Consider the following 26766-nt stretch of genomic DNA (forward strand, 5'->3'; position numbering starts at 1 on the left):
CATTACCGCGCAAGGTGATTATGTGGAAGGCGATGTGGCGGTGTTCCTGAAAGATTTACCCTATCCGGTTGTCATCAAAATGGTCGCCGGCCAGCGCGAGACGGACTACCGTCTCGATCTCCGGATTCCGAAAACCGGGCCGAACGCGCAGCCGGCAATCACCACGGAGACCGCGATTGGCCTGCCGAGCGCCACGCTGCAATCGCTGCTGGAGGGGATTGAACCGCCGCAGGCGAAACCGATCCGCATCCGGAATGCGCCGGCGAATATGAAAGCCTGGCTGATCGGCAATGCGCCTGCGTCCCGTATCGTGCTGCGCACTTCGCTATTTTTGAACAATCCCGCGTACTATGGATCGCTGACATCCGCGGATGGCACGCATGTGTACGAAATTCCTCAAACGCCAGTGGTCACAGTCAGTGAAAACGGCGCGCTGCGCAACCTCTTTTTAGACTGGGAATAACGATGTCTAAAATGCGCGCGGGGTTTTCACGTCAGATTAAGGTCATCGTCATCATGGCGCTGCTGGCCGTGACAGGCGCGATCCTGAGCGTATTCTGGCTGACCCGCCGCCATGCGGCGAATGCGCACGTCGAGGTGCCGGGCATCGACGCACAGGGCGGCGTATCGAGTCCAGAGACGCCGTACTATGCGCAAACGCTTCAATCGGTCAATCGCCAAAAACTCGCACAGGCGCAACGCGCGCAGGGTTCTTTCGTCCCGGCGTTGTCCGAGCGCACAGGGTCCAAGCCTCCAGACCTGGAACTGAAACCACTGGAACAATCGCTTGAACAACGCGCTCAGCCTGTCGATGATGGCGCGCAGACGGACGCCCAGCTGCGCACCTTACCGCCGCTGCCTGCGCCCTCGCCGGGCGTAGACAAACAGGTCGAAGCGCTGGTCGCGGCTTGGGATCATCCGCCCCAATCCCAGAAAATACTGGGCATCCAAACGCTTGAATCAACCGCAGAAAGGGAGAATGCGCCACCCGCTGCGCATGGGCCAGCGGGCCGGTCGACAACATCTGCACTGGCCTCGACGGATCTCCAGCCCCTCATTCATGCAACCGATCAATATGGCGCGCATCTGGAAAATGCCATCGATACCGATGCGCCGTCCGAGGTATTTGCCGTCCTGGATCAAGGCCCGTGCAAAGGCGCGCAATTGATCGGCAGCAGCCAACTCACGCATGAAGCCTTGAGCGTGACGTTCACGGCCATGCACTGCAAGGATAAGACATATGCGATCCAGGCGATGGCATTGAACGATCAAACGCTGGGCCGCGCATTGCCTGCGGATGTTGACCACCGCTACGGCCAACGGATTGTGACGCCCGCCATTCTGGGCGCGCTCGGCGCAGCGGGCGCGGTGTACGGCAACGCAGGCAAAACCATCCTCCACTCGCCTTTGGGCGGATATACCGAGCAGACGGATGCGAATCCTTCCATCCGGCAAATTGGCGGCGCGGCTGCCGCCGCAGGACTTTCAGGTGTGCAGAATGCGCTCGCTCAACAAGCCGCCTCAATTCCTCCGATCCGTGCCCGCGTGCGCGCGGGGACGGCCATCCTCGTGAAATTCAAGGCCGATGTCATACCAGACAAATCGTAAAATGCGTATCTTAATGCGCATTCCGACTTAATATGATGTATGATGCGTATGATCATGCGCAAACCTCTCATCGATGACCCAATTACGAATGTGGAGCGCGTGGCGGTCGAGCTTCGCACGCTCCGCCGTGCGCGTAACATCACTCAACAAACCTTGGCGGACCGTGCACAGGTCGCGCGCCGTACACTCACCCATGCGGAGAGCGCTCAAAACGTGGGCATTCAGGAATGGTGCCGCATCGCGAATGCGCTGGGTTATGAACTGACTTTAAGACCCCAGAATACCGTCGTGTTCGAAGAACTCCCGGATGTGTTCAAGGAAGAGGAATGAATACATCGCCGTCTTTTGATATTGCACAATTCTTCAATCGAATCCGTCAACTTGAGATCCACACCCCTCAAGGTTTGAGCGGTCTACTGACGAAAGACAAGCGTAAAACCTATCCAACCCGCGCAGAACTGGTCCAATATGGGCAACGCTCGGGATATGCCGGGGATGAGGCTTCTGCCGTCCTGGATCGTATCGAGAACGCCTATGCCACCGTGACGGTCCGATGCGAAAAAGATGCCCGATACCAGAACGATCCCTTGCTTTCCGGCATTCGTCAAGCGGTGGAACGCCCTGCATTGAAAGCGCATCAAGCCCCCAGGCTGGGTTGAACAGCGCGATTGCTGAGGGCATGCAGCCGTTTTGCACTCCACTGACTCCTTTGAATGTAAGGTAAGCGCTCAATTTTCTGCACCTGGCTTATTGCAGGTTGGAGGCGGAGTATGGGTGTCCACCCAAATTTGGATTGGCCCCATAAAGCTGATCACTTTATGAGGGCCGCAGGGAGGAATCGCATGCAAACAGGTAAGTGAAGTACCCGGGAAAAGACAGGATTCTCTCTGCTTTTTATGGGGTGATGATGGGCGCCTGCGGGCCAAGGTGGCGCTTGGGGGCGTTTTCGGGTGGGCGCTTATCCTTTTCGCTCTGCCAATCCACCCTGCAACCACTCAGCCAGCTTCGACCATCGCCGTTCACCATGCTGTCCTTTAACGGCAATGGCCAATGCGCGCTTCTGTCCAACCAGCACGACGAAACGCTTGCCGCGCGTAATGCCGGTATAAATCAGATTGCGTCTGAGCGTCGAATAATGCTGAGTGCACAGTGGGATAATAACCGCTGGATATTCCGAGCCTTGGGATTTGTGAATCGTGGTGGCGTAGCACAGCGTCAACTCATCCGGTTCGCCGAAGCGATAAGTGACCACGCGCCCGTCAAAGACGACGGACAGTTCCTGCTCGTCAGCGTCGATCTGAGTTACCAGGCCGATGTCGCCGTTATACACGTACTAGTCGTAGTTATTCTCAGTCTGCATCACTTTGTTGCCGATGCTGAAACGCGCGCCAAATTTCTCGACGCTGGATTCGTTCGGCGGATTCAACGCACCTTGCAACAAAACGTTGAGATTGCGCATGCCGGTGATGCTGCGATTCATCGGACACAGCACCTGAATATCGCGCACTGGCTCCAGTTGGAATTTTTGAGGCAGCCGCGTCTTCACCAGTTTTACAATCTTCTGGGCGATGGCTTCCGGCATACCCACTGAAACAAAATAAAAAATCCGACGCTTCGCCCTTGACCTTCAAGCGCAACACGCAAAAACCCGTATCCGCATTGTGAAAGGTCACGCGCTCGACAAGTCCCGCCAGACGCTCTAATGCTGGCTTGGGCGCACCAGGTTGTGAGGACATAAAAAACAGAGGCTTGAGAAACAAAAACGCGGCATGAGCATACTTTGGATGCCCGCCTGGCTTGATAAACAAGACCTTGAGCGCCGCTTATCCATTCACTCTGTATAAAATAGCGCAGCCTTGATTTTGATTTTCAAATCAATGGGAGAAACCCGTGGAGAAAATAGCAGACAATTATCGCAGGCCGCATTTTCGTTTTTCACCTGAACCAGAGGGTGAGCTGGAAGGTGATTTTGGTATCCAGCAGGTACGCGAAACGCCGGAGCCTATTGAAAATTAGGCCAGCAGGACAGGATACAACCCTTATTCATCGATGGAAAAACCCATGTTGAATGGCCGGCTCTGAGCGATGTGCTTAAACGCGATGTCGCGACATTGACATGGAACGGCCAGAAACCCACGAATTGAAATACATGCACTTCTCAGTGGCGGTGTCAAAATCCAGACGGATGCCGATTTTCAGCGCATGCAATATCAAAGGGGCGGCAGCGAAAACTACATTCTGGCTCACACCCAATACGGCCACATGCGATTGTGCGTCTTCACGGGCTCCGTTTTTCAGGCAAATGCTTGATCCCGTTCAATTCAAAGCCGAGGTACTGTTCGAATCACCGAATCATGTCTGCTTTCTAATGTGCATCCCAAAATCACAGGAATCCGGTCGAGCAATGCTTCGTCCATATGCATATGATGTAGACAGGAATTCAGATAATCCCGATCATGATGGATCATCTCAATAGCGCCACGATAGGCTTTGTCTACGCTCTGGCCATACGCGTTTCTTGCTTTTTCCCAAGACTGGGCTGGAATATTCCCCCATTGGTCGATCATCATCGCCAGGTCGATGATGTCACGGCTCAGCACGGATCTGTCATCGCCGCGATTTGTATTTGCCAGTCATTTCGTGGCATACATATCTTCTTTGGACAGTATCGGTACACCCAGAATTGGGTGAAGTCTGCCCTGGATATCCAGATGACTTTCTGAAAAAAATTCGACCTTGATCGGCTGCTGATCTATTTCAAGAATGGTTCGGATCGCATCACGATCTGCCCGAACTTCTCGCCGATGGAGAACCGGTTCCCACAATAAATCTCCAAGCCCCTGTTGAGTGACGATATTACGCAATAAGCGATAGCCTTCTCTGGAAGAATATAGAAAATCAATATCCAATGATTCACGATATTCGCCCAGTAAAAGGACAATAGCCGTCCCTCCTCCGAAGAAACAGCGTGCCTCCTGGAGTAATGGGCGATTGAAGGCATGAAGCAGTTTTGCAATCCGCTGATGATGAGGCCGGTTAAACATTCATCCGTCCGCCACCCAAATCCTGAACAAGACGTTCGATCAGCGCCTTTTCGTTCTCGTCCAGGCGGGCTTGATCCACAAATCGCCAATTTCTTTCGTAGATCGCGAGCGCTTCACGTTCATCGACCATGCCGTCATCGCACCGGTTCCATGTAATCAGTCGCAACTGCGGGAAGTCAGCGAGTCGTATCATATTTGTTTTTTGATCCATTTCAACTTGATGAATATCCACTTTTTATTTTAGCGCTGTTTAATGTCATGCAGCACACGCCCTTTCCATTGGATGACGATACTGGGCGATCAGCTCATCCGCGATTGAATCGAGAATATTTTCATCCTCCCTGGCACCTTGTTCAGCGCGCCGCATTTCAATGGCAGGTACTGCGGTGCCGCCTGGAAAGGCGCGCGCGAGGATTTTTCGGGCTGCCGCGGGCGGCAGGCGTTGATACAGCCGCCGCCGCAAGCCGACATCCTGATTCGTGGTTGAGAAGGCCCACAGTTCCATTGCGCTCGGCGCGGATGCTTTCGGCTTTCTGGGCGTGTTGTTCTGCTTCGGAAGGAAAGACGGCTGTTGGATGACCGGTCTCATCCGGGAGAATGGCCGCGCCTTGAGCGTTGGCACTCAGCAACGCGCGGTGCGGCTCAGGGGTAATCTCGACGGCGGCTTGCGGAATCACCGTGTGAATGTCGCTGTCATAAAAGCCGCTGAAAGCGGCGTAATAGAGCGTCATGCGCCTGTCTTAAGTCAGTCGCCGAGGGCGAGCCAGAAAAGCCCTTCCCCCAAAAGGCGTAGAAGTCATAGTTCGAGTCTTGAGTACACATCGCCAGTGAATTGTTTTTCCAACAATGCGAGCCGGCGAGGGCCAGCACCCGGTTGGGAAACGTGATGGGGTAATACACGCTGCCTCCACCCTATCTGCTATGGATGGCATCGCCCCACTGCAGAATCAGTCCACTCGGCAATTTCTGATCACCGTATCTGCGCTCAGGAAAGTCAGAAATGGCATCGGGCGCCAGTTTCTCTTTCGTCACCGATGGGTTGGCCAGGTTGTCTGTCCAGACGGCTCGATCACCCAATTTTTCATGCCGGACCGCGCCATCTGCCAGATGATCGGACTGCACCGCCCACTGTATGATTTTCTCTGGCGTGACCGCTTCATCTTCCAGCGTGCGGATACTGACCGCAAAATCCGCGATTTTGGGTTCGGTTACCGAGCCATCGGCGGGAATCGCTGATTTCTGCGCGGCCTCCAATTGCTGTTTCGTCACCGCGTGCAGCGGTTCGGTCGCATCGCCCGCCAGCGTAAGCGGCCCGGGCATGCGCATCGCCTGCTTTGGACACGCGGGTCTGCATCTCCGCCTGACTCGCGTAATAGGCGGCGTTTTGTCCGCCGAGCTGCTCCGCATTCAGGTTCTGGTTGATCTTTCCGTTGCTGATGGGAATCTGCTCGGCCTGGTTACCCGCTGTTCGCCCTGCCAGTTGCTCAACGTTCATCTGGTAGCGTTTCGCCAGCGACTGCCAGGCTGCGCCATCAAAGTGCTCGAAGCGTTTGTTCGCCTCACTCCAGCGTTTCACGCCCACCGGCGTATGGTCGGGGGTCGCGTCTTCCAGCCAGCGGGCGAGCAAGGCCACCTGCCCCCGCAGCACGCGCAGCACCGCTGCATAATGGTCTTGTAATTCAGGCTTTTTAAAATCCATTTATACCCCTCTGGCCATCCATGAAAAAGGGCCGCTGATTCGACGGCCCCGAATGTCGTAGAGCAACACGTAGAACCCTTTCGGATAGGGTTCATCCTTGAAATCGACCACCGCATAAGTCGGTGCTCTGAGCATCGGCTGCACATTCGGCGCGCCCTGGACATCGATGAAGGTGAGATTGAACGCCACCCACGCGCCGTGCGGCTCATCGGCGTGCGCCTGGCCCTTGCCCGAATCGACCTTGTGCTTGACCGCGAGCTTGAGATTCAGATCGCTGATCTGGATCAGGCTGTGTGCATCGCTCGCCGCGAAATCGTAATGAATCTTGACGTACCGGAACTCGGCGGCGAAGGTCTGCGCCTGGCCGGGAGCGTCCCGCCAGGGATCGTCTTCTGTGGCGCGCACCGAAATAGTAGGCGTCACCGGAACCTGGCCGAACAGCGCATGGGACGACAGCGTCGCGCTTACCGTAGTGGCGGGCTGCACTGCGCCATAGTCGAGGACTTCTTCATAGCTTGCCGTTTGCGCGGCCGGTTCAAAGTAACGCGGGAAACCGGCGTCGATTTGATCTTGCGGACTGGACCAGCCTCGGCTTTCAAAATGCTGCTGCCAGCTTTCCTCAGAAATCGGGGCGTAGAGCTGCTGGTCCTCCAGATAAATGTGACTGAGCGTTGCGTCCGCAAAATCGCTGTGAGTGTCATAGCGCAGCACATAGTCGGGCGGCTGACTCATCGTCGCGTTGACGCTGGCCGGTTCGCCCAGATTCCCCGCGCTATCGATCCCGGCAATCCAATAGGTATAGGTGCCCGCCGCCTGCACAAAGAAGGTGGTGAACCGGCCGTTGCCTGCGGTTCCTACGGGCTCGGAGACGGCCCAGCTCGCGCCGACCCGTATCTCATAGTGCTCAATCGGCAAGCTCGCCTCGGCCTTCGACCAGCGCAGCAGGATATTGTTGTCGATCACCTCGGCGCGGATCGTCACCGCTGAAGGCGGTTGAACCACGACCGTCACACTCGCAGGCGCGCCCTCATTGCCGGCCACATCGACTGGCGCGACCCAATAGGTGCGCGCGCCGCCAAAAGTCACTTTCTCCTGAAATTGGGTGGAAAGCGGCGCAGCGATGGCAGTGCCATTCGCCCAGTCACCCCCATAGCGCAGCGCATAATGCCGGATCGCAAAAGGCCCCTCTGCAGGCGTCCAGGTCAGCACGATGTTTTCACCGACGAGGGCGGCCTGCAGTTCGGCCACTTTTGGCGGGGTAATGGTGAACACCAATATTGCGTCTTCCCCCGACATCAGCCCCACCGCATTGACCGCCTTGATGCGAAAGAGATGTTCCCCTGCCGCGAGCGCCGGCAGTTTCAACACGGTGCCCTGAATCGACCCGACCGGCTTTGCGTCTTCCCACTGTGCGCCGCCCTCGCGCACTTCGTAGAGCGCGACATCGATCTCAGGCGATTTGTCCCAGGTCAGTTTCACGCCGTAGGGTTCGATGACATAGGCGAAACCCGTAACGGCCTGCGGCGGGCGTCTGCGGCCCAGCAGGGTTCGGATCACCGTCACCGGCAGGGACGCGCGGCCCAGAACGTTGAACGCAGTGACGGAAAACGCGTACTCAGCCTCTTCCAGATGGTCGATATCGACCGAAGCCGAGACGGACTCGCGCGCCTCCCACGCGCCCTGCGTCTTGCGCCACTTCACCCGATAGCGCGCCGCCTGCCCGTGCCAGGAGACGGTCGCCCGCACCCCAAAGGTGCTGCCGGCCATCCGGTACAGCGATTCGGTCACGTGCAGATCAGTGACGGGATCGGGCGCGCGATGCAGCGTTGAGGTCGGCAGTGGCATCAGCGTCAAACCTTTTTCGACGGCATCGTATTTGTCGGGCCGGTACGCCAGCCCCGTCACTTCGACGAGGCCCTTTTCGACTTCGACGGCGGCAACCAGCCGCCAGCTTTCTGGAATCAGATCATCTGCCGACAAGGTCCAGATTGCATCCGGTAGCGGGACTTGCGGCAAGGGTTCCGCGAGCGTGAGCACAGCGCTGGGGCCAGGCGGCATGGCGAGGGCTGCCGAATGAATCCTGCCGTCCGGCAAAATCAGGTTGAGCGTATAGGCTTGCCCGGCGTCCAGCTCGACCGCATCATCCAGCGTTACTTCCGTGGCCGTCGCTGCTCGAATGCGTCCCCCCATCCGACGACCGGCGCGATTCGGGTCAGTGGTTTTAAAGACTGCGCCGGGATAGAGCGAAAATCCCTCTAATCCGGTGCGAAAAGTGACGGTTTCGGTTTCGTGCTGCTCGGCATAGAGCAGCCACAGTCCCGCCCGATGCGCCTGACCACGGCTGGTGCAGCCGAAGGCGACGAGTTCCGTTTGCACAACGCCATACTGACGGATCGCCGCTTCGTCGGCGACATATTCGATTTTCTGGCGATAGGCATCGGCCGGATCATTCCACGCGACCAAGGCCACCGTATGGCGGGATTTCAGGCTCGCGCCTTCGTATTGGAACAGGCCATCAATCACATTCGCGCGGGTAAAGAGTGCAAGCGCATCGCTGGGCCGGTCCTGTGCAACGGAAACCACGCCCGTGGACCAGATCAGCACCGCGCGGAACATCGACGCGAAATGCTGCAGGACAGACCAGGCTTGCTCGGCTCGCTGCAAATAGAGATTGCAGCTAAAGCGCGGCCCCCAGCCGCCGAAGCCGTCCGGCACGCGCTCATCGCAGTACTGGCCGACGGCGTACAGCGTCCATTTGTCAACCAGCGCCTCGTCGATAAAGCGCCCCAGCCCGTAGCGGTCGTTGGTCACCAGATCATAAAAACACCAGGCCGGATTGTCGCTCCAGGCAATTTTAAAACGGCCGTCCCATAGGCCCGTGTAAGACCGCGCGGCGGGGTCATAGTTGCTCGGCACTTTGATCCGCAGCCCCCTGAGCTGATAGGCGCGGGTCGGGATGCTGCGAAACTGCTCGGCATCCGTCGAAATCGCGATCAGCGCCGAGTTGGGATAGCGCAACTGAGCGCCGATAATGCCGGTGTAGGACTCCCAGAATAGCGGATTGCGCAGATTCGCCTGCGTCGAATCAGGTGTTAAACGGGTCACGCGCACCGCCCACGGGGCGGGTCCGGTCAGCGGCATCGTGTAGGCGCGCTGATAGCGGCTGGTGGTTTTGCCTGCGATGGTGTCCTGCACGCGCGTGACAAACCCGCCGCCGGCGCTTTGCGTCTCGATGCGAAATTCAACTGAGCTGCCCGACAGATCGCCCGTTTCAGGATTCTGATAGGTCAGCTGCGGAACCGACAGTGTCACGCGCAATGCGGTGGTATTCTCATTGCCGAGCGTGCGGACTACAGGCTTGTCGTATTTGAGTTCCACCGCGACTGGCGCTTCATAGGCGGTATCGAAGCCGTAGCCGGAGACCGGCTCCTGCAGGGGCGTCCCGCTGCGATACTGGAGTGTGATGTCCGATAAGTTCAGCGAGCCATCCGGATTCCGGATCGGCGTGTCATCCAGATAGATGCGTTGCAGCGCATCTCCGCTAAAGCCCTCGATCTCGCCTTCGGAAACCAGATCGATCACATGCGCGATCTGCTTGGAGCGCAGCGTATCGCGGCTTTCGGTCGGCACATGGGTATTGCCGCCGCCTCCACTGCCTTTGCCGCCCGCGCCTTGAATCTGGTGCGTGGTCTCCGTCAAATGGCGATCTCCCCGGTCGACAGCGAAGCGCCAATCACCTGTGAGCCGACCCGCAGCTCGCCGTACAGCACCGGCACGCAGTGACCTTGCGCGAGGGTGTTGACCGGCCCGTCAAAGGCGTAGGAGGGCTGGTTTTCGGGCCGGTCTTTGACATCCAACGGCGGCGGGCGAAACAGCAGTTGCGAGACGCCGGACAAGGCCAGCGAGGTGCCGACCGCCTTCATCCCGCCAATCAGCCAGGCGGGCATCGCCAGCGGATTCCAGAAGGCAAGCCCGATTAAGACCGCGCCCAGCACCACGTTCAGAAACCCACGGCCTGCGCCCGCAATCACCGGCACGATTTTGATGACGCTGCCTGCGGAGTGCGTATGCAGTTCTTCCTGACCGACATTGCGCTGGCCTACAAAAAACCGATAGCCCGGTGCACTGTGGGTCAGTAAATAATCTCTGAAGCCGGGCAGTTGCACGGAAAGCGCCCGCACCGCCTCCAGCGGGCTTGCTACCTCAAGGCGGAAGCGATGGCCGAAGCGGCGACCTAAATGACCGTAGAGCCGGATATCACGCATTCAGCAGGTTCCGATGCCGCAAGCAATGGGTCGTGCATTTTCGCCAATAGCCGCCGTAGATCGATTCCGCTGACAAATGTCCTTGGCAATGCTGGAGGATACGGCCGCCGCCTAGATAAATAGCGCTGTGGTTCGGGACAGGGGCAGCGTTTTGCATCAGCAAGACATCATGCTGTTGTAAAGCGGGCAGCGGGACTTCGATAAAGCCTGCCTCATCAAAATGATCGAGATACAGGTTGCCGCCCTGGGTCCACCATTCGGGCGCGCGTTCAAAGTCCGGCAGATCAAGGCGCAGTGCTCGTTGATAATAGTCCCGAATCAGCGTGTAGCAATCGAGGATGCCGTGAGAGAACGGCCGGCCAATCAGCGGCGCTTGGTAACCGCTGGGTTGAAAGGTGCGCAACGCGCCGGTCGGCCAATTCACAATCAGCCACGGCAGACCTGTCTGTTCACACATCACGCGGTCGGCTTCGCTCGGCAGCGGCGGCAGATTCGGGTGAGAGTGCACGATGCAGACCACCTCGCCCGCCTCTTCCGCTGCCGCATAGTCTTCCGGATGCAAGATGAAATGCGCGTCGCTGGCCGCCAGGTTGCGGCATGGCACATAGTGTTCCTGACCGTTCGCTTTGAGGATGAGGCCGCACGATTCACGCGGATAGTCGGCGGCCGCGTGGGTGCGCAGCGCTTCGAGGACGGAAGCTTGCATATACTGTATATTTTAGTAATATACGACTGATGGATTTTTCTGCCGTTGCGGGTTTTGACTGGAATGCCGGGAATGCCCGCAAAAGCGCCGAAAAGCATGATGTCAGCCAGATCGAGGCGGAGCAGGTGTTTTTCAATCAGCCCTTGCTGGTCGTGGAAGATGCAGCGCACAGTCAGACAGAATCCCGCTGGCATGCCTTGGGCGTGACCGACGCCGGGCGGTGTTTGCATATCACGTTTACACTACGCGCCCATAACACGCTTATCCGCGTGATTTCAGCGCGCGCCATGAGCCACAAAGAGCGGAAACTTTATGAACAAGCCTCTTAAACCCATCCCAAAGTTCGCATCGGAAGCGGAAGAACGCGCCTTTTGGGAAACGCCGGACAATGACAGCACCGCGTATCTCGACTGGTCGAAAGCGAAACGCGCGGTCTTTCCGAATCTCAAGCCATCCACGCAAGCGATCTCGCTGCGGTTGCCGGTGTCATTGCTGAGTGCGATCAAAGTGCGCGCGAACCGGATGGACGTGCCGTACCAGTCGCTGATCAAAACCTGGCTGGCCGAGAAGGCAGCGGAAACAGATCAGCGCTCAGCCTAAGCCTTACCGCGTCAACCCCGCCCCTGGAAAGCCCCCAAAGTTAAGCACGCCATACTCCCCAAAGCGGCATTTGCAGCTGGACAGACGCTTGCCGCACCGATCTTGGTGCGGATCAGCGGTGGGCCGGTCGTTCTCATCAAAATATGCGTTCCCTGTGTAGCCGCACTCGGCTGAGCGGTAAACCCAAGTGCAGGTCGCCTGAATGACCTGCCGGCCTGGGAGCCGCACGCCCGGCAAATCGATGGAGGCGGCCAGCTCAAACTCCAAATAAACGGCATTCTCTGCCGCCTTCCGGTCGACACACCAGATTTCATCGGAAAAGTGCTGGTTCGGATCGGCCTCTGGGTTGCCTTCTGGGAAATTGACCGCATCCAGAAAGCGCGCAAAAGTGCGTTTGCGTATCAATCGGCAGCCGACAAAATCCTCAAAGGCCCGCGCTTCGGCCCCGAGCAGACCGCCGATATTGGCGACCCTGATCCGTGGACGCGGCAGCGCGCCTTGACCACGCCGCTCAAAGCCTTCGGCTTCAATCGGCAGCCGGACATAGGGCTGACCCTGCCAGACCACATCGCGGCCCAGGGCGTTGACGCCTGCATGGAAACGCAAAATTTCTCCGCCCCATAGACGTAAATCCAACTCAAACAGTTCCACCAGCGCGGAGGGACTGAGTTTCTGGACTTCTGTTTGGATCGTCATACGCTGTCGAACACCTGCTCAAAGGTGCATTGGATGCGCCACACCCGGCCCGGCTCGACCTGCGGCGTCCATTCCGAGCAGCGGAATAACTGGCTTTCTGTCTCACCCGGTGGCTGCCACCGAAACGGACGACTGCCCTGATGTGCCCTGAGAAACGCAACCAGCGCCTGATACGGCGCTTCGCCCTTGAACAGAAAGCTCAGCTGCCAGACCTGCTGAATCGGGTGCAGTCCATCGGGCGCACGCTGCTCATATCCATCGCTGTAGCGGGCAATCAGCAGCCGGGGCTTTTCCGTCAACGAGGCGCTTTGCGGACAGACGGCAAAGGTTTCCATCAGGCGAGCAACCCGCCGGGCCGTTGTTCTTCGACAATCACTTGCCGCACCACACCCCCGATGCGTTGCGCCAACTGGGAGAGGGGAACATCTGAGGTCTGATCGCGTATTTGAGAAACGCCTGTTTGCGTGTTGACGGTGACAGTGACGTTGGCGGGTCCCGCCAGCCTGGGTAAGACGGCATTCGGAACCACCCGACCCGCCACATCCGGTACAAAGAGCTCCGGCCCGTGTTCCCCGACCAGCGCGGGGATACCCGGCACAGGCCGCCCGCCGACAGCAAAGTGAGGCAGTGCACGGTTGCCGCTCGGAGCCACATCGAGCTTTCCAGCGGCCTGGCTGGAGAGGGCGGTAGAAGAGACGGCCCCCGCACTGCCGAACACGCCTTTGATGAAATGCCCGATGGCGCTCAGGAACCCCGACCCGCCTTCACCCAGAAATTCCGTCTGTAGTTGAATGATCCAGCGCTTCCAGGTCAGTTGATAGAGCAGCTCCAGCACCGAGGCTTTGAGCATGTCGCCGAGCCGCTGAAACACGCTTCTGCCGGAGTCGAACAGATTCATAAACGCATCGTGTGCGGCGCGCTCAATACCACTGAACAGATCGATGATCGCCTGACGGTCGGCTTTCACGGCTTCCAGCATCCGCACCTGAGCCTTGAAGGCGTCGGCCTGCGAGGCAAGCTGTTCGACTTCCTGTTGGTCAAGCACCAGTCCCGTTTTCTGCGCCTCCGCGAGCAATTGCCGCACCTGAAGGTCAATCTGGCGTGCAGCGGTCAGTTGCGCGATGGCCGCGCGGCTTTTGCCGATCAGATCAATTTCAAAGCGCAGCTGGTCCAAGGCCTGGGTATTGCTCTCCCGCCAATCTTTAAGGCGATTGTCAAATTCCGCGCGCGCTTTGAGTTGCAGCGCGGCTTCCAGTTGCTGGCGAAGGTTCTGATACTGACGGCTGTTTTTGTTCAAGCCTGCCGTCTCCAGATCGAGCAGCCGGACCGCCGCTTCACGGGCAAGGGCGCTTTCTTTCAGACCCGCCGCTTCCGCTTTCAGGCGTTGAATATACCGCTTCAGACTTTGGATGGCGTTCTCGATCCGGCTGCTTTCCGCGCGGGGAAACAGTGCGCCGCCTAATCGGTTTTGAAGCCCTAAGTCTTGCGGTAACTTCGGGGCCGGGTGCGCCGTCAAGGCATTGAGCGCCTGTTGGCGCTCCGCCAGCAGGTGCAGATACTTCAGCGCTTTCTCATTGCCCGCGATCTGCTGATTCAAAATAGCGATATCGCCGCTTTCCCACCAGCGTTTGAATCCGGTGAGCGACTCCAATTCTCGTTTCTGTTTTTTCAGTTCGGCCAGCCGCCGGGTGGTCTCTTGAATGTCCTGTTGTATATCCTTGTTCGGGTCGTGCAGCGCCATCACGGACAACGCGCCCCAAAAACTCCTAATAGCCTGCCTTGCGGCATGGAAGGCATCGACCAGGGCCAGCATCTGTCTGAGCCACTTCGTCAGCGTTGGCAACACGTCCACAGCCAGTTGCTGGCTCAGCGCGCGGGACTGCGCTTTGAGCTTCGTCAGATCGTGGTGAAAGCGCTGGGCCGCCTCCACCGCCTCCTGGCCGACTAAAAGACCAAAGCGCTGCGCCTCGCGGCCCGCCTCGCGTAAGGCTGCGCCGCCTTCATTGAGCATCGGGATCAGCTCGACGCCTGCGGTTCGGAACAGACGAAAGGCCAGCGCCGACTTCGTGGGTCCATCGGGCAGCCGGGCAAAGACGTCCGCCACCTGAAGCATCACCTCGCGGGTGGAACGCAACCGGCCCTGCGCGTCCTGGACTGCGATCCCCATCGCCTGAAACAGCCGCGCCTGGTTGCGCGCGCCGGAGGCGGCCTGTTGCAGTCGACTGGCCAACCAACGTAAGCCGCTGCCGAGCGTGGTGACACTGACGTGGGCCTGCTGCCCGGCGTAAGCGAGTTCCTGAAAGGCGCGGATGGATACACCCGCCCGCGAGGCATCCAGGCCAATCTGGCCGATCTCGGTGATCGTCCGTTCCAGGCTCTCGACCGCCTGCTTCGGCCACTCCAGCAGCTTATGAGTGAGTTCGGAACTGATCCCGGCCCACACGCCCGCGATGCGTCCGACTTGACGGGCGAAGCGGTCGGTAAAGCGTTTCGTTTCGTATTCGGATTTGGACAGCCCTTCGGTAAATTCCGCCGCATTCAATCCGAGCAGAATGTTGAGCCGTCCGAGGTCGCCGGCCATTGCAAGACTCCTTTATCGGTTATGTGCTTCAATCGTGCGCCTGCACGACGACGGCGTCCGGAAAGACCGCTTCAATCGCTTGTTGCAGCGCATGTTGCGGCACGTGCGGATCGGCAGGCGGATAAAACGGCATAAAGTCTGCGGGCGTCTGGCCCTGGCCGCCCAGCATACCTGCGATAGCTGCCAACAGATAGGCAAAGCGGAAGTCCTCCCGCCAGTGACCAAAGGGCTGCGCGCGGTAATAGGCTGCATATTCGTGGAAGTGCTGCTCCGGCATCGCCTCGATCTCTTCAAGGGTTTTACCCAGCGCGAGCGACAGTTCGATCTGAAACCGCCGCCGCGCCCTCAGTTTTTTCCCGCTTCTCCCTCAGTGGCTTGATTCAGGCAGCGCAATACGCGGGCGGGCAGCCGGTTGAGCAGGGCCACGTCATCGGGGTTGTCCGGATCGAACAGGCGCTCGCCGTCCTCATTCGCGTAGAGGATACGCGCGAGACTGCGGCCCAGATTGACGCCGGCTTCGTCTTCGTCTCGGTACAGGTTGACCTCGCCCACGGTTAATTCTTTCACGAATACCCGGCCAATGCCCGGCAATTCGACGGGCGTGTAGCGGGGTGCGGCGGCTTGCTGAAACGCGGCTCTTAAAAGTTTGACAGGCATCTTTTCACCTCATGTGGTTGTAGGCAGGATATGGACGACTTCGCCCGACAGTTTGATCGTCACGTTGCTGGTATAGACTTGGCCGACGCCGCCCTGAAAGCTGCTGCCCTGTTGCAGCGAGCCGTTGAACAACAGCAGCCCCTGGCGGCGCGGCAAGGTAAGCTTCATCCAGAAGGTCGCGCTGTGACGTTCGTAGTCGGCCAGTTGCCGTTGCGCGGCGGCGGCGGGCGCGTAGTTGAAATCGAGTTGCAGGGTGCCCTCGTCAGCGAGGCCCGGCTCGTATTCCTTTTTTGCCGAGCAGATCGTGGTGACATCGATCTGGTCGATGCTGCCGCCCTGCTTGTTGATGGTTTTCAGCTCGCAGACGTTCAGCCACTGTTTGGCCGCAGCAGTCGCGCCTTTCGTGTAGGCGTGATAGGCGCTCGCATCGATGCCAATCAGCGCGAAGGTATCGTCGCTGAGCGCCTGAACCGGATAGCCGCCGTCGATCAGTTCCATCATGCCCGCTTGCGCCATGCCGGTGATCGTGACCACCTCGCCGGTGCGGTAGCCGTGGCTGGCTATGGTAACGACAGCGGGGTTCGTCTGGCGGATATCGGTACTTCTCTTGGCTTCCCCTGAGCCGGATTCGATGAAAAAGGCTGAGCCTTTGAAGGGGGTGGTTGCGCCTTGGGACATACAGGTGTTTCCTAAAAGAAAATCAGATAAGCAATAATCCGCCGATGTAGCCTTGCGTCCGGTTCGAATTCGGGTATGTCCATCTGCCGTTCAGCGGATTCAAAGGCAGCCTCGATGGCCGCGAAGACCGCCAGCCGCAAGTCCGCCAGGCCGTCGTAGTCGGGCCGTAGAGATCGAGCTGCAGCCGGTAGACATCCTGGTCGGATGCACCGCAGACGGTGTTTTCCGGAACGATAGCCGCAAAGGTGTAGCAGATCGCGGGCCAGATAGTCAGCGAGGCGGGCAAAACAACCGGATAGCAGCGGCCGGCTGAGCGCATCGAAGAGGCGCGTTTCAAGACTCATCCTCGCCGCGCTTGGCTTGCGGCCTGTTCGATCCGCTTTCTAAGTTGCGCTTTGATGGTATCCGCCGCTTGCTGTTTCTTGGTCTCGAAGGCAGGCCGCAGAAAGGGGCGCGCTGCCATCTTGACCGTCCCGAATTCAACGAAGCGCCAGTAAAACGGATCGTCGGGATTGGCCTGACCAGACTTTCCCGTCTGCGCCTTGAAGTCCACGATCTTTTTAGCACCGAGGGTGCGCACGCCAACGACTGCTTCCCAACGGCCCGTCTGATTGGAACGCACCGCCTTGGCGCGGATGTTTTTCTTAAGGGTGCCGGGCTTGCGCTGCGGCGTGGGCGCGGCCAGCACGGGCGCGCGGGCTTGGGCCTCGCGGGCAATCACCCGTGCGCCGGCCATCACGGCGGAACGCCCGATGCGGCCCTGCAGGCGTCGGTCTAGGCACGCCGGTACAGGTGTGGAACAAATGAGGTGAAAGTCCCCTGACGCCAATTGCCTATTCGGGCGTCTAGCAGGAGGTCGGGTTTGTGAAGCGATTTGCAGGCTCAAGTGAGCTTGAACGATAAATGCAAAACAGCGGGCCACAACGAAAGTGAACCCGTATAAGCCTCGTGAACCCAGAAATGCACTTGCCGACCGTATTTAGACCACGGGAAGGCTGACAGAGGATGGAATACAAATAGGCAGTTGTCCCATCTTACAGGTGCCGGGGTGTTCGAGGTTGCACGCTGTGACTGTTTCACGTCGTAGGCCGGGAGGTCTGATAGAGTTCCAGTTGGCCGCTGGAAACGGCATTGTATAAGGCGAAACCGAAGTCAATGCAGGCCCTGTCAGAATTCCGCGGGGCGCATGGTACCGCTTGTATTGTCCGGGAAACCAGACGAGAGGGAAGGGGCCCTGCTTCAGTGAATGAGTCTTGAAGGAGTGGAGAATGTCCGATTGCTTAACCGCTAGGAACGGAGCCCTAAAAGTCCGACAGCTCCAGAGAGCTCTATATCGTAAATCCAAGCAGGAAAAGGAGGTCAGATTCTACAGTCTGTACGATAAAGTCTATCGAACCGATGTGCTCTGGGAGGCTTGGCGACAAGTCAAAGCCAACAAGGGCGCGCCTGGAATGGATGGAAAGGCCGTAGAAGAGGTTATCGCCCAAGGAGAGGCAGAAGTGATCGGGGCATTGCAGAAGCAACTACGCGAGCAAAACTACCAGTTCTCCCCCGTCAGGGGGGTAGAAATACCTAAACCAAAGGGAGGAACGAGGCCGCTACGAATCGCGATAGTCAGTGCGAACTGCACATACATCCAACGAGCCTTTGGGTTGGGTGGAGATCTGTCATCCATTTCATCCGCTCAAAGGTCAACGATTTCCAGTCCTGAAGACGCGACGAGTTTCAGGTATCGACACGCTGATCCTAGCGCACTCGGAGCGTGGCAGCTTCAGCCTTAACCGTGAATGGACTGACTGGGGCGCGCTGCCTGCCGAAGGCAATCGTGAAGCCTCGGCATGTTACTTTGATCTTGACATGCTGCTGGAGCTGATCGCTTTGGTCGAGCGCCTCACCACGTTCCCCTCCAAGGAGTCATTTAGGAAAGGGCTTGATCAGTGAACATTGTCGATCTATTATCAGACCATACATTTAACTGGTCTGATAATGCAGGATACTCCATCGTCCACTTTGCGCAGACGCCGCACCCAGTTGGTACGGCAAATGCCAGTGTTGGAGACCCTTTTGCGGGGTTCACTGGTCGAGCGCTACAAGCGTTGTGGCAAACCTGGCTGCAAGTGCGCCCATACTCCCGGTCACGGTCCCAAGTACTACCTATCGGTGAGTTTTTCCGGCCGTCGACCGCAAATGGACTACGTGCCACAAGCCCATTACGTCGACGTTACCAAGCGCCTGGCAAACTATCATCGGGTTCGCGAGATCATCGAAGCGATCTGCGAGATCAACCGCGAATTGTTACGTCGCCGAGAAGCGTTTTAAGGGGACCTGATGAGCCACCAGCCGTTGCCATTGCTCACTCCCTCCGTCGATGCGCAATTTGCTGGCGTGCTGATCGCCAACATGCTCGAAGCTTGGCTCACGGCGGCCCCCGCGCTAGAAGCGACCGAGGAGGCTATGAATGATCACCAAGATCACCGAACAGCACTACAGCAAACCGGCGTACATCTATATCCGTCAGTCGACTCCGGCCCAGGTACGGCATCATCAGGAGAGTACCGAACGCCAGTATGCGCTGCGGGACAAAGCGTTGGCACTGGGCTGGCCAGAGACGGCCATCCGCACGTTGGATCGGGATCTGGGTCAGTCGGGTGCACGGATGAAGGGACGCGAGGACTTCAAGACACTGGTGGCAGATGTCTCGATGGGGCAAGTGGGCGCGGTGTTTGCTTTGGAGGTCTCGCGTCTGGCGCGCTCGAACCTGGACTGGCATCGGTTGTTGGAGTTATGCGCACTCACCCATACGTTGGTTATCGATGCCGATGGCTGTTACGATCCAGGGGACTTCAACGACGGGCTGTTGTTAGGTCTGAAAGGGACAATGGCGCAGGCCAAACTACACTTTTTGCGCGGGCGCCTCCAGGGCGGTAAGCTTAACAAAGCACAGAAGGGGGAATTGCGGTTTCCCCTGCCAGTTGGCCTGTGTTATGACGATGAAGGTCGCATTGTCCTTGATCCCAATGACGAGGTTCGCGGTGCTGTACAGTGGGTGTTTCGCCTCTTTCAGAAAACTGGTAGTGCCTATGCGGTCGTCAAGCGCTTCACGCAAAGCGGCTTACGTTTTCCCAAGCGCGCCTACGGCGGAGCCTGGGCGGGCCAACTCATCTGGGGGCGGCTGATCAAGCGACGTGAACAGCGGGTTAAGGACCTACAAAGAGATAAAAATCACTTGGAGCATTGTACGGACACGGTGATCAAGCGTTCGCTCAAAGCCCATATTCGTTGGCTGGACAAGGAGATAGGCAACGTTGAGACAGCCATCGAAAAGCAACCCAAAACCGCAGAGATGCAGGAAACGCATGCCTTGTTAACTTCTGTGCCGGGTGTTGGAAATCTTACTGCCTGGCATCTGGAAGCTTTTCTACCGGAGTTAGGTCGTTGTGCTCATCAGTCTCTGGCAGCCTTGGTAGGGGGCGCGCCTTTCAATCACGATAGTGGTAAGCATCAAGGCGAGCGCTTTATGCAGGGGGGAAGGGCGCGCGTGCGGCGCGTGCTCTACATGGCGGCTTTATCGGCGGCTCGTTGCAACGAGGATATGAAAACGTTCTACGAACGCTTACGAGCCGCTGGAAAACCCATAAAAGCTCTGATCGCTGTGTTGCGTAAGCTGCTCTCTATCCTGAACAGCCTCGTCCAGCGCCGCTCCCCCTGGCAGGAAAATCCAGCGCCAACCACTTGACTTGCAACACAGATGCTTTTATACGGAGAAACAGAGTGCAAACTCATCGTCGCGCCATCGTAACTGCATGTACCGCTGCATTTCTGCTCGCTGCATGTTCTAATGCTGGAAAATCAAATCAAACAGATCCAACAGAGCCTTCCTTCAAGGAAAACTGGCTGAAGCCAGGCGAGATCGATCCGGACAGGCGCATCGCATGCGCTGATCTAAACCAGTACGTGAACGCCAAATGGCTGTCAGAAAATCCCGTGCCGGCGGATAAAACCGATTGGGGCAGTTTTGACATCCTGCGTGATCAAAGCCTGCAGGATCAGCGCGCGATTGCTGAAGCCGCCGCAAAAAACATGGGCAGCGCCAAAGCCGGTTCGCCTGAACAACTGGTCGGCCTGTTTTATGCCGCGGGAATGGATGAAGCCGCGATTGAACGCGCGGGCTTCGATCCGGTCAAACCGGAACTGGACGCGATTGCCGCACTGCACGATACGCCCTCTATCGTGCGCTATCTGTCGGATACATTCTCCCGCGGCATGGAGCATGTCTTCATTCTGTTCCGCATGGCGGACCACAAAAACTCTGCCACACAAATCGCCTATGTTCGCCAGGGCGGCCTGGGATTGCCCTCGCCGGATTACTACACAAAAGAGCGTTACGCGGATACCCGCGCCGCTTATACCGCCCATATCGCCCGCCTGCTGCAGCTTGCTGGCATCGATGCCGGCGCGGCTCAGCGTCAGGCCGCACAGGTATTGGCATTCGAGACGCGCCTCGCAAAGGTCTCACTTTTACCCGCCGAACTGCGCGATCCGGAAAAACGATACCATTTTGTCAGCGTCGATGAAGCCAATGCCATTACGCCGCGCCTGGACTGGGGCGCGTTCTTCAAAGCGCAAGGCGCCGATGTAAAAAACGGGTTCTCGCTCGCCCCGGCCAAATTCTTTGCTGAAGTCAACGCGATGCTGACCGATACGCCGGTTGAACAGTGGCAGGCGTATCTGCGCTTTCATACACTCAGCGATGCCGCGCCGCATCTCTCATCCGCATTCCAGAACGAGAACTTCGCCTTTTTCGGCAAAACGATCAATGGACAGAAAGAAATCACGCCGCGCTGGCAACGGCTGATCTATACGATGGATTACGCAATCGGCATGGCGCTGGGACAGCTCTACGTCAAGCAGCATTTCTCGGCGGATGCCAAAAAGCAGGCGCAGGCGCTCGTTGACAGTCTGCGCGCGGCGTTGAAAACACGAATCGAAACACTGGACTGGATGAGTGAGGCCACCAGGAAGAAAGCGCTTGAAAAATGGAAGACCTTCCTGCCGAAAATCGGCTATCCAGATCAATGGCGCGACTGGTCCGGGTTAAAGTTGACAGCAGGGGATTATTTCGGCAACCGGAGCGCAGCGGCGCAATTCAACCATGCCTATGAAATGTCAAGAGTCGGCCAGCCGAGTGACCGGAAAGAATGGCTGATGCCGCCGCAGATCGTCAATGCTTACTACAACCCAACCGACAATACGATCAACTTCCCGGCCGCCATCCTGCAGCCGCCGTTCTTCCACCCGCAGGCGGACGATGCGCTGAATTACGGCGGCATCGGCGCGGTCATCGGTCATGAAATGATACATGGTTATGATGACCAGGGCAGTCAATTCGATGCCCAAGGCAATCGCGTGAACTGGTGGGCCAACGCTGACCGTCAGGAATTCAATGCGCGCACTGCCAAGCTCGTCGAACAGTTCAGTCAATATGAGCCGCTGCCCGGTTTGCATGTGAATGGCGAATTGACCCTGGGTGAAAATATTGGCGATCTGGGCGGACTCGGAATCGCGCATGACGCATTGCAAAGTGCATTGAACGAAAAGCCCGCGCTTGCAAAGCACAAGATCGACGGCTATACGCAACCGCAGCGCTTCTTTATGAACTGGGGACTGGTGTGGCGCGAGAATATCCGACCGGAAGCGCTTAAAGTCCAGCTCAATACGAATCCGCATGCGCCGGGGCAATATCGGGCCATTGGCGCGCCGTCCAACCTTTCCAGCTTTTCCGAAGCGTTCAACTGCGAGGCGGGCGACGCGATGGCGCGCGACAAAGAGGCGCAGGTTAAGATTTGGTAGGAATGTATTCCATTCCTTAAACCAGTTTAGATATAGGGTCGCTGTATGGCTGACCCTATATATTTTTTATAATCTTTGTCAAAAGATTCCCTATACAAAGTCTTCCATATTTGGTTTATTTTTCATGCTTTGTACAATATCTTTCTTAAAATTAAGAAAAGTTTCCAAAGCGGTCTTTTTTATTCCATCCGGAAGATATTCTCCAACTGATTCTTTAGAGAGGTAAATATATTTCGACATCTGCGATTCAAGCAGTCCAGCGCAGTACTGGACGTATTTGAACGCCTGATCGTCTTCTGTATTCAGGCCCTGAATAGAATGTCCTGGCGCGCTGCTATTCAAGATGAATCTCTTGCTTGAATGATCAAATATCAGATCTGATATTGCAGTCCCTGGAAGGATTCTGGTCTCCTTTGCTAAATAATCCTTCCAAAACGTTTGCACCGTTTCTTCTATATTCAGGAGATTCTTTACATCGTTGACTAAAGAATATGCAAAACTGCAGTGTCTAATACGCTGAAGGTCCTGTATTTTATTTATTTTCCTCGATAATGAAGCAGCCTGAAGTCTTGTAAATAATGAACCGCCATCATTATCCAGAAGCATATTAAAAACTGTCAATACCCGATGAAAATTGGGCTTTATGAATTTTTCGGCCGTATGTTCTGCTAGATACCGGTCAACCTGAGACTGATCAAATCCTGCGCCGATATATGTCTCTCTCAAACCTATATTGTCAGAGACTGTATTGAAAGGCTCAAATAAGCTATTGCAATCATAATATGGAGATAATGGATACAAGCTTTTGAGCGCGTTTTTGCAATCATCAGAAATACATGTTAACTCATCGATCAACTGCTCAATACTAAAGTTGATACTGGAAAGGAGGATGTGGTCAAGAGAACCCGGATTTGTTTGTGCGACTGTAAATTGTGGTTGCAAGTCCGCCGAATTCACCGAGCTCACTGAGTGATTAAATAATCTTCTTAAGCCGGCAGAAGTAAGTTTTTCTTGAGTAATAACCCCATTGCTCGTGTGGGCGACGTTAATATAACTATACAGACTTCTGCAGCGCCCGTATGAGTCATTGTTAATACACTGCTGAAGCGGATCCGGAGACCGTTGAAACGCATGGTGTTCTAGGAATTTAACCCAAGCGGGGCTACCGCTTTGAATCTCGAATAATGTCAATGCGAGACTGCAGTATTGAGAACGATGAAAATTACTTACTGGTTTGGCTGCTGGATGCGCACTGCTAAAATTGCGAGTCAGCAAATCCTGAGTATTATCAGAAAGCAAGTTAAAGAATCTCAGCACCCAGTGAACTTTGGCGTTTATTGATGCTTCGGCCCCGAGTTCCTCTAGACATTGACAAACTTCATCCAGCTCAATTCCTGGATTAGGTCCAAATGTTGCGTTGCGATATTTCGCTATCAGATCTATGTTTTTGGCAACTTGGTCGATAGAATCGTATAAGCTCTTGCAATTATAAAGATCTGAAAGCGGATACTTTTCTTTTAAAGTATTTTTCCAAACCTCAGGAATATTCAAGCAATCGATCAGTTCTGAGATGCTGGAAGGATTACCGGGATGGGTAATATTATTGTTGTTCTGCGCCTCAGATATTGGCGTTAATGATTCTGGATGCACTACATCCTGTATTAGTTGATTATCCATCTCTGGGCGCTGTGGCGGCCATTCTATTGATGGGCGACCCTCTGCTTGGATTTCTTTGTTAACTACATCTATAACTTGGCTAAGTGGGGGAATATTAAACATTGTATATCACTTTTTCAGAAGATTGAAGCGCAATTCTTTTTAAGAATTCAAAATAAACAGAACAAGAATAATATCCGAATAGAAAGAACTGGAATTGATGGATGATGACTCTGTCTGCTTCGACACTTTTCTGATAAAAAGCTTGGCCGGATTCGTTCAGTCTTCATAATCCACGATCAAAGGTGCATGATCGCTAAATTTGATTTCCTTGAAAATCTCCGCCTGTATTGCGCGCGCCGCAGCCGCAGGCGTTGCAATCTGATAATCAATCCGCCAGCCGACATTTTTCGCATACGCCTGGCCGCGATGGCTCCACCAAGTATATTGATCGGGGCGTGCGTCAAGCCTGCGAAAGACATCGACATAACCGGCCTCATTGAAAAGCCGCGTCAGCCAGGCGCGCTCCTCCGGTAAAAAGCCTGAATGCTTTTGATTGCTGCGCCAGTTTTTAAGATCGATTTCCTTGTGCGCAATATTGATATCACCGCAGAGAATGACTTCGCGCTCCTGTTTGAGTGCAATCAAATGTGGCATAAAGGCGTGCATAAAGCGGTATTTCGCTTCCTGGCGAAGTTCGCTGCTCGAACCGGAAGGAAAATACACCGAAATGACCGACAACGCGCCGTAGCGCACTTCGAGGCAGCGCCCTTCCGCATCGAACTCTGGATTGCCAAAGCCGCTCAGATACGCATCGGGCGGACGGCGCGCGTATACGCCCACGCCGCTATAGCCTTTTTTATCCGCAAAATGGAAATAACTGTGATAGCCATGCGGCTTCAGGTATTCAGGCGCGATATCGCCGCACTGCGCCCTGACTTCCTGAACGCAGACGATATCCGCCTGCTGCGCGCCGAACCAGTCAAAAAACCCTTTTTGCGCCGCCGAACGGATGCCGTTCAGGTTGGCGGTCATAATGCGCACTTATTTGTCTAGAGCATTTTTCACTGATTTTCCCTATGTCGCTTCTCTGCTCCGTGTATTCGGGATCGCTGCGGGGTCGCCTCCATCGCTTTGCGATGGAGACCTGCTCCGCCCGCATCGATCCCCATACTGTCTTCGCGCTCGCTCCTCGGGCAAATCGACTGAAAAATGCTCTAATCTGGACTTGAGCAACTGGCTCACCTGCTGCGGATTTGCCTGCCCGCTGGTTGCCTTCATCACCTGCCCGACCAGCGCGTTGAACGCTTTTGTTTTACCTGCGCGGAATTCTTCGACCCATTCCGGATACGCCGCAAGCGCCGCATTGATCACGGATTCAAGCGCGCCTGACTCAGAAATCTGCCTGAGCCCTTTCGCCTTAATGATGCGATCCGCCGCATCGATATCGCGCGCCTTTTCTTCCCACATCGTCTGAAAAACCTCTTTGGCGGCTTTATTTGACACCGTGCCGTCCTGAATGCGCGTCAGCAGACAGGCAAGCTGCGCGGGCGAGATGGGGCATTCCTCCATTTCAATTCTGTCGCGATGCAGTTGTGCAGTGAGTTCTCCGATGATCCAGTGGGTCGCCATCCGGGCGATCTCTTGAGCATTTTTGCCTTCCGGCGCATCTAGAGCGTTTTTCATCACCATTTCATAATAGCGCGCGAGCGCGCGCGACGCAGTTAAACACCGTGTTTCTTCGCAACCCAGCCCATACTGCGCCTTCCAGCGCGCGCGCAGCGCATCGGGCAATATGGGCAGGAGCGTGCGCATCTGCGCTACCCAAGCGGTATCGATGATGAGCGGCAGTAAATCGGGGTCCGAAAAATAACGATAATCCTTGGTATCTTCCTTGTTGCGCATCGGGCGCGTTTCGCGCCGTTCAGGGTCGTACAAGCGCGTTTCCTGTTCGACCGCGCCGCCCTCTTCAATACGCTCAATCTGCCGGCACGCCTCCGCCTGAATCGCCGCTTCCATAAAGCGGAATGAATTCAGATTCTTGATTTCGCAGCGCACGCCAAGCGCCGACTGCCCGGACGGACGCACCGAAACATTCACATCGCAGCGGAATGAGCCTTCCTGCATATTGCCATCGCAAATCCCAAGCCAGACAACCAGCGCATGCAGCGCCTTTGCATACGCGAGCGCTTCAGCCGCGGTGCGCAGATCGGGGGCAGTGACGATTTCAAGCAGCGGGATTCCCGCGCGGTTCAAATCCATTCCGCTGCGATTTGCGCCCGCTTCATGCAGCGATTTCCCGGCATCTTCCTCAAGATGCGCGCGCGCAATGCGTACCGTTTTTTGATACGCCTTTTGTTCAGACGCTCCCCGCGCAGGAATTTCAACCGTCAGCGCGCCATTCTGTATAACGGGCTGGTCATGCTGGCTGATTTGATAACCCTTCGGTAAATCCGGATAGAAATAATGTTTGCGCGCAAAAACGCTTTGGGGCGCAATCCTTGCATTGATCGCCAGACCAAACAGAATCGCGCGCTCGACCGCGCCCCGGTTCGCAACCGGCAGCACGCCCGGCAGCGCCAGATCCACCACGGATGCCTGCATATTCGGCAGCGCGCCGAAGCGTGTCGAAGCGCCGGAAAATAGTTTTGAGACCGTCGATAATTGAACGTGCGTCTCAAGGCCGATGATAATTTCCCAGTTCATTTGGGTTGACTGATCCGATT

32 protein-coding genes and 1 pseudogene are annotated in these 26766 nt (G+C 56.4%); 10 read left to right on the forward strand and 23 right to left on the reverse strand.

Annotation, left to right across the window (positions count from 1 at the left end; translation table 11 throughout):
- The 4 genes from CAGGBEG34_RS06585 to CAGGBEG34_RS06600 form a co-directional block, all read left to right on the forward strand.
- Nucleotides 1–463, forward strand: a 463-nt coding sequence (locus CAGGBEG34_RS06585; protein ID WP_042688268.1) for a DotH/IcmK family type IV secretion protein, incomplete at its 5' end; no start/stop codon positions are given.
- 2 nt (nucleotides 464–465) lie between these two features.
- Nucleotides 466–1608 (forward strand): DotG/IcmE/VirB10 family type IV secretion system protein, encoded by a 1143-nt coding sequence (locus CAGGBEG34_RS06590; protein ID WP_042688269.1) that lies wholly within the window; start codon nucleotides 466–468, stop codon nucleotides 1606–1608.
- A gap of 54 nt (nucleotides 1609–1662) precedes the next feature.
- The gene (locus CAGGBEG34_RS06595) at nucleotides 1663–1938 is read left to right on the forward strand and encodes a helix-turn-helix domain-containing protein (protein ID WP_238984930.1); all 276 of its coding nucleotides are present in this window, start codon (nucleotides 1663–1665) and stop codon (nucleotides 1936–1938) included.
- Nucleotides 1935–2267 (forward strand): hypothetical protein, encoded by a 333-nt coding sequence (locus tag CAGGBEG34_RS06600; RefSeq protein WP_042688270.1) that lies wholly within the window; start codon nucleotides 1935–1937, stop codon nucleotides 2265–2267. Before CAGGBEG34_RS06595 ends, CAGGBEG34_RS06600 begins: the two co-directional genes overlap by 4 nt.
- A 299-nt stretch (nucleotides 2268–2566) precedes the next feature.
- Here CAGGBEG34_RS06600 and CAGGBEG34_RS11795 read toward each other — a convergent pair whose 3' ends face one another.
- The 12 genes and pseudogenes from CAGGBEG34_RS11795 to CAGGBEG34_RS06650 all read right to left on the reverse strand — a co-directional run bounded on the left by CAGGBEG34_RS11795 (nucleotide 2567) and on the right by CAGGBEG34_RS06650 (nucleotide 11322).
- Nucleotides 2567–2938 (reverse strand): ATP-dependent DNA helicase, encoded by a 372-nt coding sequence (locus CAGGBEG34_RS11795; RefSeq protein WP_042688271.1) that lies wholly within the window; start codon nucleotides 2936–2938, stop codon nucleotides 2567–2569.
- Nucleotides 2939–2941: 3 nt separating this feature from the next.
- Nucleotides 2942–3190 carry a hypothetical protein gene (locus CAGGBEG34_RS11800; protein ID WP_042688272.1) on the reverse strand — a complete coding sequence of 83 codons (249 nt, stop codon included), beginning with the start codon at nucleotides 3188–3190 and terminating at the stop codon, nucleotides 2942–2944.
- A gap of 52 nt (nucleotides 3191–3242) precedes the next feature.
- Nucleotides 3243–3344 (reverse strand): annotated as a pseudogene (locus tag CAGGBEG34_RS12200) (hypothetical protein); the annotation flags it as partial.
- Between the two features lie 585 nt (nucleotides 3345–3929).
- Complete coding sequence (locus tag CAGGBEG34_RS11375) at nucleotides 3930–4208, reverse strand: hypothetical protein (RefSeq protein ID WP_203224849.1); 279 nt, start codon at nucleotides 4206–4208, stop codon at nucleotides 3930–3932.
- Between the two features lie 33 nt (nucleotides 4209–4241).
- A complete protein-coding gene (locus tag CAGGBEG34_RS11380; RefSeq protein WP_203224850.1) occupies nucleotides 4242–4652 on the reverse strand; it encodes a nucleotidyl transferase AbiEii/AbiGii toxin family protein in 411 nt (136 codons plus the stop codon).
- Entirely contained in the window at nucleotides 4645–4863 is a 219-nt protein-coding gene (locus tag CAGGBEG34_RS06620) for a hypothetical protein (RefSeq protein ID WP_042688273.1), read from the reverse strand. Before CAGGBEG34_RS06620 ends, CAGGBEG34_RS11380 begins: the two co-directional genes overlap by 8 nt.
- 45 nt (nucleotides 4864–4908) lie before the next feature.
- Nucleotides 4909–5157 (reverse strand): hypothetical protein, encoded by a 249-nt coding sequence (locus CAGGBEG34_RS11385; RefSeq protein WP_203224851.1) that lies wholly within the window; start codon nucleotides 5155–5157, stop codon nucleotides 4909–4911.
- 407 nt (nucleotides 5158–5564) lie between these two features.
- Nucleotides 5565–5921 (reverse strand): hypothetical protein, encoded by a 357-nt coding sequence (locus CAGGBEG34_RS11065; protein WP_158641822.1) that lies wholly within the window; start codon nucleotides 5919–5921, stop codon nucleotides 5565–5567.
- Nucleotides 5809–6351, reverse strand: a complete 543-nt coding sequence (locus tag CAGGBEG34_RS06635; RefSeq protein ID WP_006682982.1) for a hypothetical protein — start codon at nucleotides 6349–6351, stop codon at nucleotides 5809–5811. Before CAGGBEG34_RS06635 ends, CAGGBEG34_RS11065 begins: the two co-directional genes overlap by 113 nt.
- Nucleotides 6352–10050: a TipJ family phage tail tip protein gene (locus CAGGBEG34_RS09695; protein ID WP_006682983.1), complete on the reverse strand. Its 3699-nt coding sequence runs from the start codon at nucleotides 10048–10050 to the stop codon at nucleotides 6352–6354.
- Nucleotides 10047–10616 (reverse strand): tail assembly protein, encoded by a 570-nt coding sequence (locus CAGGBEG34_RS06645; protein ID WP_006682984.1) that lies wholly within the window; start codon nucleotides 10614–10616, stop codon nucleotides 10047–10049. Before CAGGBEG34_RS06645 ends, CAGGBEG34_RS09695 begins: the two co-directional genes overlap by 4 nt.
- Entirely contained in the window at nucleotides 10609–11322 is a 714-nt protein-coding gene (locus tag CAGGBEG34_RS06650) for a C40 family peptidase (protein ID WP_006682985.1), read from the reverse strand. The genes CAGGBEG34_RS06645 and CAGGBEG34_RS06650 overlap by 8 nt, the downstream gene beginning before the upstream one ends.
- 29 nt (nucleotides 11323–11351) lie before the next feature.
- Between CAGGBEG34_RS06650 and CAGGBEG34_RS06655 the strand changes: the two genes are divergently transcribed.
- On the forward strand, nucleotides 11352–11651 hold the full coding sequence (locus tag CAGGBEG34_RS06655; protein ID WP_006682986.1) for a BrnT family toxin: 300 nt from the start codon (nucleotides 11352–11354) through the stop codon (nucleotides 11649–11651).
- Nucleotides 11635–11922, forward strand: a complete 288-nt coding sequence (gene brnA, locus CAGGBEG34_RS06660; protein ID WP_006682987.1) for a type II toxin-antitoxin system BrnA family antitoxin — start codon at nucleotides 11635–11637, stop codon at nucleotides 11920–11922. The genes CAGGBEG34_RS06655 and brnA overlap by 17 nt, the downstream gene beginning before the upstream one ends.
- A gap of 3 nt (nucleotides 11923–11925) precedes the next feature.
- Here the strand turns inward: brnA and CAGGBEG34_RS06665 are convergent, their stop codons facing one another.
- From CAGGBEG34_RS06665 to CAGGBEG34_RS06700, 8 genes are all read right to left on the reverse strand, one after another.
- The gene (locus CAGGBEG34_RS06665) at nucleotides 11926–12618 is read right to left on the reverse strand and encodes a phage minor tail protein L (RefSeq protein WP_006682988.1); all 693 of its coding nucleotides are present in this window, start codon (nucleotides 12616–12618) and stop codon (nucleotides 11926–11928) included.
- Entirely contained in the window at nucleotides 12615–12953 is a 339-nt protein-coding gene (locus CAGGBEG34_RS06670; protein ID WP_006682989.1) for a phage tail protein, read from the reverse strand. The genes CAGGBEG34_RS06665 and CAGGBEG34_RS06670 overlap by 4 nt, the downstream gene beginning before the upstream one ends.
- Entirely contained in the window at nucleotides 12953–15199 is a 2247-nt protein-coding gene (locus CAGGBEG34_RS06675; protein ID WP_006682990.1) for a phage tail tape measure protein, read from the reverse strand. The genes CAGGBEG34_RS06670 and CAGGBEG34_RS06675 overlap by 1 nt, the downstream gene beginning before the upstream one ends.
- A 28-nt stretch (nucleotides 15200–15227) precedes the next feature.
- Complete coding sequence (locus tag CAGGBEG34_RS06680; protein ID WP_006682991.1) at nucleotides 15228–15476, reverse strand: phage tail assembly protein T; 249 nt, start codon at nucleotides 15474–15476, stop codon at nucleotides 15228–15230.
- Between the two features lie 68 nt (nucleotides 15477–15544).
- A complete protein-coding gene (locus CAGGBEG34_RS06685) occupies nucleotides 15545–15856 on the reverse strand; it encodes a hypothetical protein (RefSeq protein WP_006682992.1) in 312 nt (103 codons plus the stop codon).
- Between the two features lie 9 nt (nucleotides 15857–15865).
- On the reverse strand, nucleotides 15866–16534 hold the full coding sequence (locus CAGGBEG34_RS06690) for a phage tail tube protein (protein ID WP_006682993.1): 669 nt from the start codon (nucleotides 16532–16534) through the stop codon (nucleotides 15866–15868).
- Between the two features lie 11 nt (nucleotides 16535–16545).
- On the reverse strand, nucleotides 16546–16878 hold the full coding sequence (locus CAGGBEG34_RS06695) for a hypothetical protein (protein WP_006682994.1): 333 nt from the start codon (nucleotides 16876–16878) through the stop codon (nucleotides 16546–16548).
- Entirely contained in the window at nucleotides 16875–17363 is a 489-nt protein-coding gene (locus tag CAGGBEG34_RS06700) for an HK97-gp10 family putative phage morphogenesis protein (RefSeq protein ID WP_006682995.1), read from the reverse strand. The genes CAGGBEG34_RS06695 and CAGGBEG34_RS06700 overlap by 4 nt, the downstream gene beginning before the upstream one ends.
- Before the next feature lie 827 nt (nucleotides 17364–18190).
- Here CAGGBEG34_RS06700 and CAGGBEG34_RS06710 point away from each other — a divergent pair.
- The 4 genes from CAGGBEG34_RS06710 (at nucleotide 18191) to CAGGBEG34_RS06725 (ending at nucleotide 22384) form a co-directional block, all read left to right on the forward strand.
- A complete protein-coding gene (locus CAGGBEG34_RS06710; protein ID WP_238984964.1) occupies nucleotides 18191–18475 on the forward strand; it encodes a DUF5372 family protein in 285 nt (94 codons plus the stop codon).
- A 45-nt stretch (nucleotides 18476–18520) separates the two neighbouring features.
- The gene (locus tag CAGGBEG34_RS06715; RefSeq protein ID WP_042688098.1) at nucleotides 18521–18853 is read left to right on the forward strand and encodes a DUF6788 family protein; all 333 of its coding nucleotides are present in this window, start codon (nucleotides 18521–18523) and stop codon (nucleotides 18851–18853) included.
- A gap of 139 nt (nucleotides 18854–18992) precedes the next feature.
- The gene (locus CAGGBEG34_RS09700) at nucleotides 18993–20270 is read left to right on the forward strand and encodes an IS110 family transposase (RefSeq protein ID WP_006682996.1); all 1278 of its coding nucleotides are present in this window, start codon (nucleotides 18993–18995) and stop codon (nucleotides 20268–20270) included.
- Nucleotides 20271–20305: 35 nt separating this feature from the next.
- On the forward strand, nucleotides 20306–22384 hold the full coding sequence (locus tag CAGGBEG34_RS06725; RefSeq protein WP_006682997.1) for a M13 family metallopeptidase: 2079 nt from the start codon (nucleotides 20306–20308) through the stop codon (nucleotides 22382–22384).
- 90 nt (nucleotides 22385–22474) lie between these two features.
- On the opposite strand, the gene CAGGBEG34_RS11070 is transcribed toward CAGGBEG34_RS06725, so the two are convergent.
- The 3 genes from CAGGBEG34_RS11070 to gatB all read right to left on the reverse strand — a co-directional run bounded on the left by CAGGBEG34_RS11070 (nucleotide 22475) and on the right by gatB (nucleotide 26746).
- Nucleotides 22475–24163, reverse strand: coding sequence for a hypothetical protein (locus CAGGBEG34_RS11070; RefSeq protein ID WP_006682998.1), 1689 nt, complete (start codon nucleotides 24161–24163; stop codon nucleotides 22475–22477).
- 156 nt (nucleotides 24164–24319) lie between these two features.
- Nucleotides 24320–25075, reverse strand: coding sequence for an exodeoxyribonuclease III (locus tag CAGGBEG34_RS06735; RefSeq protein WP_006682999.1), 756 nt, complete (start codon nucleotides 25073–25075; stop codon nucleotides 24320–24322).
- A 42-nt stretch (nucleotides 25076–25117) separates the two neighbouring features.
- On the reverse strand, nucleotides 25118–26746 hold the full coding sequence (gatB, locus tag CAGGBEG34_RS06740) for an Asp-tRNA(Asn)/Glu-tRNA(Gln) amidotransferase subunit GatB (RefSeq protein ID WP_006683000.1): 1629 nt from the start codon (nucleotides 26744–26746) through the stop codon (nucleotides 25118–25120).
- Nucleotides 26747–26766 lie beyond the last annotated feature (20 nt).

This window comes from Candidatus Glomeribacter gigasporarum BEG34, from assembly GCF_000227585.1.
Lineage (GTDB): Bacteria > Pseudomonadota > Gammaproteobacteria > Burkholderiales > Burkholderiaceae > Glomeribacter > Glomeribacter gigasporarum_B.